General features: G+C 44.7%; 11 protein-coding genes. 6 read left to right on the top strand and 5 right to left on the bottom strand.

Annotated features, from left to right (window positions below; all coding sequences use genetic code 11):
- Positions 1–170 precede the first annotated feature (170 nt).
- Positions 171–737: a dihydrofolate reductase family protein gene (locus AC1DFM_RS14840; RefSeq protein ID WP_477077513.1), complete on the top strand. Its 567-nt coding sequence runs from the start codon at positions 171–173 to the stop codon at positions 735–737.
- Positions 738–764: 27 nt separating this feature from the next.
- Here AC1DFM_RS14840 and AC1DFM_RS14835 read toward each other — a convergent pair whose 3' ends face one another.
- Positions 765–1,145, bottom strand: a complete 381-nt coding sequence (locus AC1DFM_RS14835; RefSeq protein ID WP_477077512.1) for a hypothetical protein — start codon at positions 1,143–1,145, stop codon at positions 765–767.
- On the bottom strand, positions 1,142–2,521 hold the full coding sequence (locus AC1DFM_RS14830) for an MFS transporter (protein WP_477077511.1): 1,380 nt from the start codon (positions 2,519–2,521) through the stop codon (positions 1,142–1,144). The genes AC1DFM_RS14835 and AC1DFM_RS14830 overlap by 4 nt, the downstream gene beginning before the upstream one ends.
- A 92-nt stretch (positions 2,522–2,613) precedes the next feature.
- Here AC1DFM_RS14830 and AC1DFM_RS14825 point away from each other — a divergent pair, with 92 nt between their 5' ends.
- The 3 genes from AC1DFM_RS14825 (at position 2,614) to AC1DFM_RS14815 (ending at position 4,930) form a co-directional block, all read left to right on the top strand.
- Positions 2,614–3,474 carry an AraC family transcriptional regulator gene (locus tag AC1DFM_RS14825; protein ID WP_477077510.1) on the top strand — a complete coding sequence of 287 codons (861 nt, stop codon included), beginning with the start codon at positions 2,614–2,616 and terminating at the stop codon, positions 3,472–3,474.
- A gap of 218 nt (positions 3,475–3,692) precedes the next feature.
- On the top strand, positions 3,693–4,463 hold the full coding sequence (locus AC1DFM_RS14820) for a hypothetical protein (RefSeq protein ID WP_477077509.1): 771 nt from the start codon (positions 3,693–3,695) through the stop codon (positions 4,461–4,463).
- A 29-nt stretch (positions 4,464–4,492) separates the two neighbouring features.
- A complete protein-coding gene (locus AC1DFM_RS14815) occupies positions 4,493–4,930 on the top strand; it encodes a hypothetical protein (RefSeq protein WP_477077508.1) in 438 nt (145 codons plus the stop codon).
- A gap of 14 nt (positions 4,931–4,944) precedes the next feature.
- Here the strand turns inward: AC1DFM_RS14815 and AC1DFM_RS14810 are convergent, their stop codons facing one another.
- Genes AC1DFM_RS14810 through AC1DFM_RS14800 form a run of 3 tightly spaced genes read right to left on the bottom strand, consistent with a single transcriptional unit; the run spans position 4,945 to position 10,388 of the window.
- A complete protein-coding gene (locus AC1DFM_RS14810; RefSeq protein WP_477077507.1) occupies positions 4,945–8,130 on the bottom strand; it encodes an error-prone DNA polymerase in 3,186 nt (1,061 codons plus the stop codon).
- Positions 8,131–8,149: 19 nt separating this feature from the next.
- Positions 8,150–9,652 carry a Y-family DNA polymerase gene (locus AC1DFM_RS14805; protein WP_477077506.1) on the bottom strand — a complete coding sequence of 501 codons (1,503 nt, stop codon included), beginning with the start codon at positions 9,650–9,652 and terminating at the stop codon, positions 8,150–8,152.
- A gap of 1 nt (position 9,653) precedes the next feature.
- A complete protein-coding gene (locus AC1DFM_RS14800; RefSeq protein WP_477077505.1) occupies positions 9,654–10,388 on the bottom strand; it encodes an ImuA family protein in 735 nt (244 codons plus the stop codon).
- Between the two features lie 205 nt (positions 10,389–10,593).
- On the opposite strand from AC1DFM_RS14800, the gene AC1DFM_RS14795 reads away from it, so the two are divergent.
- Together AC1DFM_RS14795 and tmk are read left to right on the top strand one after the other, a co-directional pair.
- Complete coding sequence (locus AC1DFM_RS14795; RefSeq protein WP_477077504.1) at positions 10,594–11,685, top strand: glycosyltransferase family 2 protein; 1,092 nt, start codon at positions 10,594–10,596, stop codon at positions 11,683–11,685.
- A gap of 140 nt (positions 11,686–11,825) precedes the next feature.
- Entirely contained in the window at positions 11,826–12,524 is a 699-nt protein-coding gene (gene tmk / locus AC1DFM_RS14790) for a dTMP kinase (RefSeq protein ID WP_477077503.1), read from the top strand.
- Positions 12,525–12,540: the final 16 nt, after the last annotated feature.

Here is a 12,540-nt window from a genome sequence, read left to right as displayed (position 1 = left end):
ATAGTATTRCAAGAGACGGGTACATTGAATATTTGTAAACGGTTTCTTTTGACCTGGATTATTACTGCGTTTAAATTTGTCTGCAAGCCCGACGCATTTCTCCCCTAAAATGTCTCATTCTCCCCTCGCCTCAGAAATCCATCTCCACTAATTTTATAAAAAATAAAACCATGAGAAAGATTATCGTTACCGAATTCATCACCCTTGATGGCGTAATGGAGGCCCCTGGTGGCAATGAAACCAATCATCCACACGCTGGCTGGCAATTCTTATACAACGCGCCGGAAACAGGTAAATACAAGGTAGAAGAGCTGGCATCTGTAGATGCGTTACTGTTAGGCAGAAAGACCTACGACGTGTTTGCCGGATATTGGCCCAATCAGACCGGCAAAGAGTTCGCTGATCCCATTAATAGTTTGCCTAAATATGTAGTATCAAAACACCTGCAAAGCGCCGAATGGAATAATAGTCATATTCTTCGCGATGTAGCCACAGATGTAGCCACGTTGAAGAACACCGCAGGAGGTAATATTCTTGTTTATGGCAGCGCCACGCTCGTTAAAGCACTGCTTCATCATGATCTGGTGGATGAGTTGCGGTTAATGGTATTTCCCCTCTCTATTGGCGGCGGCCTGAAAATTTTTGACGACAACCGGGAGTTGAAGAAATATGAATTGAAATATTCACAAGCTACAGACAAAGGAGTACTTATTCTTGAATACCAGCCGATACGTTGATCGACGCATCAGCTGGCATAAGGTGCCTTATATCCATTCTTCTTTCAGTTCCTTCCATTTTAACGTTTCCCCTTCCACCTGGAAGATGGCACTGGATCTTCTTTTGGTAGTGCTATCTGCATGTACTTGTTGCTCTTCGTAGTATACCAGCACATGAAAGAAAGTGCTGTAGGATTTTATATTGTCAAGGGTGATTTTTATGCCAGGTTTCAGGCCTCGTATACCAGGCAACCACTGGTATAGTTGTTCAAAGTTCATTAGCACACCGGAAGCGCCCTGCATGTTAAAATCATTGCTGAAAAAAGTGGCCATATCTTCCAGTGTTTCTTCTCCTGTTCCATTAAACCATTTTTCTATTGCCAGGACAAAATCAATCACCCGTTGTTTTGCTTGTTCTGAGAGATTCATATTGTTATATGTTTAAAGTAATTACGTGCTATTAACCAGCCTGCACATTGTATGAATGCCAGTATAAAGAATGACGCTATGAGCGCTGTTTCAAAAGAGCATGTTGCTATCAAAGAGAAAAATAAAGAGCCTATCACTGCCGCACCAACAACACCGCCTACCTGGATAGCGGTGCTCACAATTCCTGCGGCTTGTCCTACCAGTTCAACGCGTACGGATGACATTACCTCTCTTAGCATAGCCGGCATTACTGTACCATGACCACAACCCGCAAAAAATAACCCCACTCCCAATAATATACCCGGTTGCGAATGCCCGTAAATGGCTACTGCTGCTATGAGAAAACCTGCAGTTAATAAAAGCAAGCCTCCTTTTACTAATACTCCCGATGACAGGCCTAACCTTGGACTCAGCAACGGCGCTACAAAGAATCCTGCTGCATATGGCAATATAGACAGTCCTGCATCAAAGGCGTTCCAGTGCAAACTATTCTGCAGGTAGTATGGAAAAACTAAAAAGAACGCCGCGGTGAAGTTGTAAAGAAAAATAATAGTGATCCCTTTTAGAAAAGATTTCTTTTTAAACAAAGGAACATACAATAAGGCTGCTTTCCCCTGCTTCAATAATCTGGTTTCAAAACGAAACAAAACGATGCCGGTGATCACTGATATTATCATAGACCCAAACACCCACCAGGGCCAGTTTGCTTCACGCCCTTCTACTATCGGGAATATAAAAAGTACCAACGTTAGCGTTACTAACAGCATTCCTCCAATATCAAGTCTGGTTCGCTGTTTGGAGCGATTTTCCTCCATAAACAACATGGCAGCTACACTACACAGTATTCCTACGGGAATGTTCACCATGAAAACGCTTTCCCAGGTCCATCCAAAGAAACGTGCCTTTATCAAAAGTCCACCCAGTAGCTGGCCCGCAATGGATGCCAATCCAAATGCGGCCCCGAAAATTCCCATTGCTTTGGGCTGTTCTACCGGAGGGAAGATGACCCTGATGGTGGCCATTACCTGTGGTGCCAGCATGGCGGCGCCAGCGCCCTGTACTATCCTGGCTATAATTAGCATCCTTGTATTCGGTGAAAGGGCACAGGCTGCGGACGCAAAAATAAATATAGCCATGCCCGTAATAAATACTCTTTTTCTGCCATAGATATCCCCTAATCTGCCGCCCGTTACTACCAATACAGCATAGGTAAGGCCATAACCGGCTACTACCAGTTGCAATGCGGTATCAGTAGCCTGTAATGAAGATTTGATATCGGATAATGCCACATTTACAATGAAAAAATCTAATGGTGAGAGAAAAGCCCCCATCGACAGAATGAATAAGATCAGCCATCTATGCCTACTGTACTCCAATTGGCCTGTTGTTAAATGATTCATGGTGCAAAGGAACAGGGATGAGTACAAATAAATTAGCACTTTAAGAGGTTTGTTTGGTACTTTTGAGTATGAGTCAAATAAGTATAACAGAGCAGGCGGAGATACAGATAAAGAAGATAGCAGGAGGCGTTTTTAAATACCGCTCCCGTCAGCTTTTTGAAATGGCGTGGATATTAGAAGGAAATGGATCACATACCGGTAACGGATACGACTATCGCTATTCTTCCCGCAGACTGTTCATGATGCAAAGCGGTGAGCAATATACTTTCGTTGCTGAAAAGCCAACCACCATCGCATTTCTGAAGTTCAGCCCTGCTTTTATTGATCAGGTAAGATTTGAGAACGAAAGAATAGAAACCTGCGATAACCTTAAAAAGATCAACTACATACTCAATCACTACCATGCCAAAGCAGGAAATATTTTCCGGGATAAAAATGATCATCATATGGCTGGCGCCCTGCTGGATACCATTATGCGGGAATATGATCAGAAAGGTTATGGCCATGCGTTGATTATCCGGCAATCGCTTTCTATACTCATTAACCTGATAGCCCGTAATCTGATTAACAGTGAAGGACCGGGAGTTACTGACGGTAGTACACAACCCCTGGTCATGCAGGTGGTCAGCTATCTCCAACAAAACATTGGAGATCCGGAGGCTTTAAAAATGGAAGCGCTGGCTGCTCAGTTCAATATTTCACCTAACTATTTAGGAGAGTACTTTAAAAAGCACACCGGTAGTAGTCTACAAGATTACTTGGTGGAATACAGAATTAAGCTGGTAGAAACAAGGTTGGCCTATAGCAATATGCGGCTCAAGGAAATAGCGCTGGAGCTATCTTTTACAGATGAAAGCTATCTATCCAGGGTGTTTCGAAAACAGAGAGGCATGTCCCCGGGTGCCTATAGAAAACTGCATAAACAATAATCTGGCAATCCTTTACTGTCTTAGTTATTGGTATACTGGTTCAATTATTCAAAGATTAAAATTAAACTTTGATCAATTATCCGCGTCTATTGCAACGACTGAAATAATCAATTATCTTTATTTCAGGCAGATTCAACCAGCAGGGACTTAATGAACTAGTCCAGATGTAAATATTAAAATTCCAGACTTTTAATTTCATCTTTTTAATTAGGAAAACAATGAAACTCCCTATTGCCTTAATGGTACTCGTACTTTGCAGCACTGCAGGTATTGCTCAAAAAAATGAACTAAAAATTAACGCCAGCGCTAACACCACGATCCTTCCCAATTTTCAAAACCAGATATTTATTGCAGATGGTTTTACGATACCTAATTTTATTAACCCCGCCAATTCCAAAAATACTCCTCAGACGTGGAAAACGAACTCCACCACGAAATCGAAAGTAGGATTTGTTGTGGAAGCAGAAGCAGGAAGGAAGTTAAATAATCGGTGGAAGTTATCGCTTTCATTAGGTTTGATGCAGATGAACTATAGTTACGATACCTATATTCCTCAATCCTTTTACAAGAATGATTTTCATTTGAAGGATATTGCGAGTAACTATGGAAATACTAAACTGACTTACCTCACCTCCCGTCCTATCAATGTGGGCGTGACGTTCAATAAATTTTCTATCCAGGGAGGCGCTATTTTAAATTATCTTGTAGGTAAAAAGTATACGAATACAGTTGTGGTGTATGATAATAATGGACAAGCAGCAGGTGCGTTCTTTGAAACCAAGGGAGAGCCTAAGCAATTTCTTTTCGGCGCTCACCTCAATGCCCGGTACGAGATAGTACCTCATCTTGAAGTGATGTTAGGTGGCCAGTATTTCTTTAATTCTCTTTATAAAAAGGACGGTACTTATCAGCCAATGTATGATAAAAGTAAAGCCCTGCAGCTGCAGTTGGGATTGAGTTATAACCTGGCGCCGTTGTTTCGGAAGTAGTATGGATAAAGTAGGAAAAGCATAGTGAGATGAATAAATTTGATCTCGAAATACTGATTCCGGAGTCAATTAGAGTTATTCACATGAAGCGTAAAGTTAGGTTTTGTGGGAAGAAGGATGATATTGCGTTATTCGTAAAGGAGTTCTATAAACTTAAAGTGCTTACCGATGGACAGCTTTGCAAATTGGGTAATTATGTCTTGAAGGTTTCTGATTATCTGACGCCAGATAGGGAAAAGGAAAACTGGATTGAATTACCGGCCTTGGCCTGGGCTATTATGGGAAGCAAATTTCTGGAAGTGACATATGGAGATGAGTGCAATCCATTTTACTTTAATGACTGTGCATATACTAATCGTAATCCATTTGATATAGGAATAGAAGTCATTGATTTGCCAATTTCCTACATCAAATTTTATAAAGATGGAACTTATGAGGAGAAGACCATCATCAGAAAGCCCTTATAGCCAGTATTTGACCGTTATCTGAAGTTCCTTGACTCAGCAAAAATGTTTCCCTGCGTCACCTCTTTTTTCTGTTCCAGCTGCTGCTCACCGGTTGTTGTATTCGCAACATTGGAGGGCAGCAGCTGTTGTAATAAGCGTGATATATTGTAGCATCGCTGTACTACAATATGTACTACTTCACCTTCGCGTTGTAGCTTGCCTTCTACCATCAGCAGTCGCGATTGCACAATTTCCTTCCTGAATTTGTCGAATGTTTTTTTGAAAACAACCAGGTTGCTACATCCGGTTTCATCTTCTATGGTAATAAAACAAACGCCACTGGCGGTTCCGGGTCTTTGCCGTACCAGCACGAGGCCAGCTACTTTTACCGGTTGACCATCCAGGATGCTGTCCAGTTCTTTACTAGCGGTAATATGAAGTTGCTGCAGTTTCTCCCGTATAAAGCTGACGGGGTGGGCCTTTAAAGAAAGCGTAGTGGCATGGTAATCGTGTACTACATGTTCCGAGTCTGTCATTTCCGGCAGTTGTATATTGCTTTCTGCTACGCTATCAGACGGTTGTCCGGTAAACATGCCGGTGGGGCGGTCGTGGAGCGCGGATACTTCCCAGAGTGCGCGGCGGCGGTCTAATCCCATAGATCTGAAGGCATCTGCATCTGCTAGTTTTTCGAGTGTAGTTAATGAAAGACCGGCATCCCGTAACGCAGGGATGCTGCTGTAATGTTGGACTCTATCCGATAGAAATGTTTGGAGATCATCTTCACGAAGGCTTTTTACCTGTCGGAAGCCCAATCGTAACGCGTGTTTTTTGTCGGTGATTTTTTCGAGTGTATTATCCCAGAAAGATAGATTCACATCTACAGGTCTTACTTCTACGCCATGGTTGCGGGCATCAATCACGATCTGCGGAGGATGATAAAAACCCATAGGCATGCTGTTGAGTAATGCGCAGGCGAAAACGTCGGGATAGTAACATTTGATGTAAGAAGATACATATACCAGTAACGCGAAGCTCACAGCATGACTTTCAGGGAAACCATAGCTACCAAAGCCTTCCAGCTGTTTGAAGATGCGGTTGGCAAAGTCTTCTTCGTAGCCGTTTTTTACCATGCCGGATACCAGCTTTTTCCGAAGGTTGGCAATGGTGCCAACTGATTTGAAAGTGGCCATACTGCGCCGGAGTTCATCTGCTTCTGTTGGCGTAAAACCTCCTGCAACGATGGCAATTTGCATGGCTTGTTCCTGAAATAATGGAACGCCTAGTGTTTTGCCCAGAATGGCTTCCAGTTCAGGTTTAGGATAGGAAGGCTCCTCTAGTTTATTCCTCCGCCGCAGATACGGATGCACCATATCTCCCTGAATGGGTCCGGGCCTTACAATAGCCACTTCTATCACCAGATCATAAAAGCATTCAGGTCTTAATCGCGGCAGCATCGACTGCTGCGCCCTGCTCTCAATCTGAAACACCCCGATGGTGTCTGCGTGGCTGACCATTTCATACACCGCTTTGTCATCCTGAGGAATGTTTGCCAAGGTGTATTCCCTATTGTAATGCGCTTTAGCAAGATCGAATGCTTTGCGGATACAGGTGAGCATACCAAGTGCCAGTACATCAATTTTGAGAAACCCCAGGGCATCGATATCGTCTTTATTCCACTCGATGTTGGTTCTGTCTTCCATACGTGCATTCAGTATAGGACACAGCTCCGATAGCTTTCCTTGCGTGATCACAAAGCCACCGGTATGTTGTCCCAGCTGTCGGGGGAAGCCAATCATTTGGTCAGTGAGTTCCAGCACTTTGCTCAGATGTGGGTCATTGGGGTTGAGYCCTTGTTCGGTAATACGGTCATTGCTGAAAGTATCCCTGTAGTCTTGTTGAATAACGCCGGAGAGACGGTTAATCATATCCACAGAGAGCCCCATGGCTTTACCTACATCACGAATGGCGCCTTTGTGGCGTTGTTGGGTGACAGTAGCTACAATAGCGGCTCTGTCGCGACCGTATTTGTTGTAGATGTATTGCATGACCTCTTCTCTCCTTTCATGTTCAAAGTCTACATCAATATCTGGTGGCTCATTACGTGCGGAAGAAATAAATCGTTCAAATAGTAAATCAAATTTTGTTGGATCAACAGAAGTGATGCCCAGGCAGAAACAGATGGTAGAATTGGCAGCAGAGCCACGTCCCTGACAAAGGATATGTTGTTCCCGTGCATATCTTACAATATCATACACCGTCAGAAAGTACGGTGCGTAATCCATCTCATTAATAAATTTTAACTCATAGTTGATATTATCAATGACCTTTTGTGGAATAGATGCGCCGTAAATTTCTTTGGCTCCTTTCCAGGCGAGAAGTGTTAGCTCTTCTTGTGGGGTACGCCCTTCTGTGGTCAACTCTTCCGGGTAAATATATTTCAGCTCATCCAATGAAAACTGGCAGGCTGCGGCAATTTCCTGTGTACGTTGGATCGCATCAGGGTATTGGCGGAACAGGCGTTGCATCTCTGCCTGCGATTTCAGATATCTTTCTGCATTTTCGTGTAGCCGGTAGCCGGCAGTATAAATGGTGCATTTCTCCCGGATACAGGTTAATACATCTTGTAGTTGCCGGCGTTCAGGATGATGAAAATGTACGTCATTAGTGGCCACCAGCGGGATATTCAGCGTTTCGGATAACTGGGAAAGACGATATAGCTTTTTCGCATCATCGCCCTGATAAGAACGTGTGGCGGCGAGATACAAATTATTTTTTAAAGCGGTGCGGTATTCAGCCAATGCCTGTTTGAAATCGTCATTATAATCGAATTGTGCATTTAAGGTAGGTGGAGGTAGTACAATGAATGTAATATCCTGCGCATGTTGATATACATCTGCTTTGTATAGATGGCATTGGCCTTTCTCTGCGCGTAAATTCCCGATGGTTAATAAGCCAGATAAGCGGCTGTAAGCGGCTTTATTAGTAGGATAAGCCAGTAACGACGGGCCATCCAGCAGGTTCAGGCAGCACGCGGGAATCATGCGGATGCCGGTCTTTTTTGCCGCTACATGTGCACGAACAATACCGGCCAGGGTATTATGATCTGTGATCGCAACGGCAGTATGACCTAAGCTGGCAGCATGTTCTACCAGTTCTTCCGGATGGGAGGCGCCACGCAGGAAGCTAAAGTTGGAGGTAATTTGTAATTCGGTGTAATGCATACTTCTTCTATTTCATTCATCACGCAAAAAAGCCATGGATAAACCACCGATGGGGTTTATCCGCATCATAATGTCCTGATCTGAAAATCCAATAGCGGTTTCCTGCTTCGTCTTCTACCGTGTAATAGTCGCGGTGGGACCCTGTTTCCAGCCACCATTCGCGTTCAATTCTTTCCGGACCATCTGCTTTTTTAATCCGGTGTACTTCTCCCCTATACCGAAATAGCATCGGTGGATAATCTGGTATAGGGGCAGATACTTCCACCATTTCGGGGGTAGCCAGCAGCCGGATGGGCCGGGGGCGGTCTGTTCTCCAATGAATAGTAGGCTTCTCTTCCAGGCTGGCAGCCAGTTTTATAGAACGTTCCGGCCAGTGATGTTGATCTGGTAAGTAACGTTGTATAATACCAGGACCAATTTTGCCGGTCAGCCGGTCCAGTAGTTCGGCTACTATTACGCTTTCGAGGCCACTGTGACTCACCCACAACGCTTCCTGGGCGGGTGTGATGTCTTCTGTTTTGGTAGCTTCCAGCACAAATAATTCTATGCCTAAAGCCGGTTCAATCGTGGCTATTTTGTTATCGAACAATTTGAAAAGGTGAGCCGGGTTATGTGAGGCCCGGTTGGTCCCTATTGCTATTTGCTGGATGTTTCCATCTATGCGATAACATTTCAATACGCAGGTGCGCAGCCCTTTTCCTTCCTTAGTGAGTTGCTGACAAAGTGTAGCCAACAGCTGATGCAGGGCTATTTCAATGCCGGTGGCAGTAAGAATAGGCTCCATGCAGGGAAGTCTTTCCTGGAAAGGTTCCGGAGGTTGTAAGGGCATGATGGCTTCCTCCTCATGTCCCAGGGCCTGATCCAGCCGATAGAGTATTTGCTGGCCGAAGCGTCTGCGCAGGGCGGATCGGGGCATGGCAATAAAGTTGTTGACCTGGTACAGGCCGAGTTTCAGCAGGCGGTCTACCACAGCGGTTTCCAGGCGCAATGCAGCAGGTGGCAGGGATAGCAGGGAAGCCATTTGTTCTCCCGGGGGGATAATGGGAGATGTAGTGCTATATCGTGCAATGGCCCATGCTGCGCCAATGGTATCGGCCATGCCGGCACGTACCTGGTAACCGAAATTAGCCAGGCGGGAAAGGATATCTTCGAGGTAGGGCGCTTCGCCGCCCCATAGATGAGGGCAACCACTGATATCAAGGATGAGGCCATCCGGCGGATCAATGGCGGTGATGGGGGTAAAACGGATACACCAATGACCTAATGCGGTTAATAGCTTAACCGGTAATTCCGGTACATCATCTAATACCAGCAAGGAGGAAAAAAGTGCCCTGGCATCGGCTACAGACATTTCTGCATGGATACCATGCGTTTGTGCGGCGGCATTGGCGGCAGTTACTTTCATGCGGCCATGGTCGGGTGCTGCTAATACAAAGGGTGTATTACGCAGGTAAGGTTGCCGGCGGGTGAACCAATCCGTCAGCAAATGGCGGAACCATATTGTTACAAAGCGCCGCGACATATCAACCAATTTTGCGGATGGGTTGCTGTGGCAATACCGGCGCAGCTTTGCGCACCGGCTGGAATCTGCCGGACGACCATTCTACCTGCCACCTGCCGGGCTGGCCATGACGGATTTTCTCCAACTCAACATTCCAGCGAGGAAAGCCAACACCGGGCATATGGTCAATTGCTTCACTTTGGAGGGAGGTAATTTTCCACCGGGATACACAGGTGGTAGTACCAACGCTGCGGGGCTGATGCCGGTGAATAAAGCCGGTTACCCTGCTTTGTTCTACGGCCAACTGCAGCCGCCTCGAGTTGGTGAAGCTAAGCTCCCTTATTTCGCCGATAACAGCGGCCAGTCCTTCACATTTCAAGGCTTCTTCTATCGCCCATAAGGCATCTTTATCGCGCTGCAGGTCCACAAAAATGACCTGATCAGGCGCAATACCAAAACTCATTAAAGCCGGTGGAAAAATAGTCCGGGAAGTACTGATCCACAAACAAATGCCGCCTCCCGCCATCAAACAACCCGTTAACCCACTGATGAAACCAGTAGTGGCAGCCGCATCTTCTGCGGCGGTACTTAAAAATTCATGCACAGCGCCTGTAGGAAAGGAATGATTGGGAAATGCATTCTTTATAGGCCCAAGCCCCACATCTACGGCAGCACTGTTTAATGTTGGTTTGAGCCCTTGTAAAAGAAGGATATCTTTCTGCAGCTGCGCAATGATATCTGCTTTTGTGTCGGGCATCGGTATAAAATTTAAAGCTAATTTATTTAGCAATTATACTAATTTAATTAGTATTTTTCGCATATTATTTTCCCTCTTTTACTAGTGATTCAAAGACAAAACGTTAGCAGTAGTCACGAACAGTATCCCTGTTTTTTTAGCAAACAATCCTGCTCTCCCATTGTTATATAAGCCAGCACTCATCGTACCATTAAAGTAACCATCCATGAAACACCGGATTTCTCTATGTACAGTATGCATGAACCGGACCATGCACCTGAAACAAACACTGAAACGTAATATCTCCGATAATGAGGGGTATCCTGATATTGAGTTTGTAGTGCTTAACTACGGTTCCAAAGACGATCTACACGACTGGATACACACCGAATTACAACACGAATTAAATACCGGACGATTGGTGTATTTCGCCACCAAAGACCCGCAGTTTTTCCATATGAGCCATTCCAAGAATATGGCTTTCAGACTGGCTACCGGCGATATCCTATGCGGCATAGACGCCGATAATTACACCGGTCCTGGGTTTGCTGCATATGTAAATAACATGTTCAACCAGGATCAGGATATCTATTTGYTGCCACCCCGCATCGGTCCCAACAAAAAATGGTGGGATGTACAGGGTAGAATATGCGTAAAACAAGCCGATTTCTACGCCTTGCGGGGCTATGATGAGAAAGTGAAAGACTACGGTTATGAAGATAAAGACTTTAAATGCAGGCTGGAAGCCCATGGCCGCAAAGGCGTAACCATTAAAGATCCTGATTTTTTACAAGCCATCACACATACCGATACCATGAGAATGGCAGATGGATTTTCAACAAAGAAAACGAAGGATGTACTTGTTTCAGCTACATCAGATGAGCTCACCGCTATTATTTATCTGGAAGAAAATAATGCATTCGAAATTTTTTATGTCCCCGGGGAAACGCTTGTAAGCGGAAAACTAACCGATTGTGTACTTCATCCGAAAAAAAGATTTACAGGTACTTACCAACTGGACGATCGGGAACTTCGGCTGTACAAAGAGAATGGCAGCCCGTTTCAGACATTGACTTATAAAAATAGTAACCACTTGTCAGGAAACGCTGGTGAAGCATTTCATCGCATCAGCTCTGATTTGTTACGGGAGAACTTCCTGCTGAAAAGAGCTATTTACGTAGGAAAAAAGATCTTCTACAATAATAAAGTCAAAGKAGGAACAGTGAATGAAGATGGCTTCGGAGAAGGGACAGTATACCGGAATTTCTCCGATATCCCTATCCACCTGGGAGATGGCATCACAGTCGACCGAATTTGAATTTAGTAAAACTTTGTTACCTTCGTGCCTGAAAGTCCGCCGTAACGCGGACTTTCCCCATTTAATACCCGGTACATTTCCGGAACATCAAAAGCACGGGAGTTTTTTATTAATTTCCCATTTTTAACAGCCAGATTACAATGATAGCAAGCAACAAATTTATAGCGGTAGAAGGTTTGGATGGTGCAGGAAAATCTACACAGATTGAACTGCTGACTCAATACCTGGCATCTAAAAACGAGAAAACCAAATTCGTACATTTTCCCCGCAGCAATGAGGGCGTTTTTGGTGAGTTGATTGCCAAATTTCTCCGTGGTGAATTTGGTGACGTGAAAAGCGTACATCCGCAACTGGTAGCCCTGTTGTTTGCAGAAGACCGGAAAGCCTTTGCTGCTACAATCAATGAATGGCTCCGTGATGGCTATTTTGTGCTGGTAGATCGTTACGTACTTTCCAACATCGCTTTCCAATGCGCCAAGCTGCACCGTGACGAAGAAAAAGCATACCTCCGTAACTGGATCAACGATTTTGAATATCAATACAACCAGATACCCAAACCTCAGTTTTCTATCTACCTCGATGTACCGTTTTCTTTTGTGTCTGCCGCACTGGAAAAAAGACGCGCTAATGAAAATCGGGAATACCTCCAGGGAAAAGATGATATCCACGAAAAAGATACCTCTCTGCAACAGGCTGTAAAAAAGGAATATGAAGCCATGCTGCTGGCCGATGACAGCATTAACCGGATTGTTTGTGCAGATGATGCACAGGGAATGCGCTCTATTGCCGACATTCATGCAGAAATTGTACAACTGGTGAATAGCCGCATTCAATTATAAGCTCGCCCTCCCCTTA

The organism is Chitinophaga sp. 05T412, from assembly GCF_056396465.1.
This window is presented reverse-complemented; position numbering and strand designations above follow the sequence as displayed.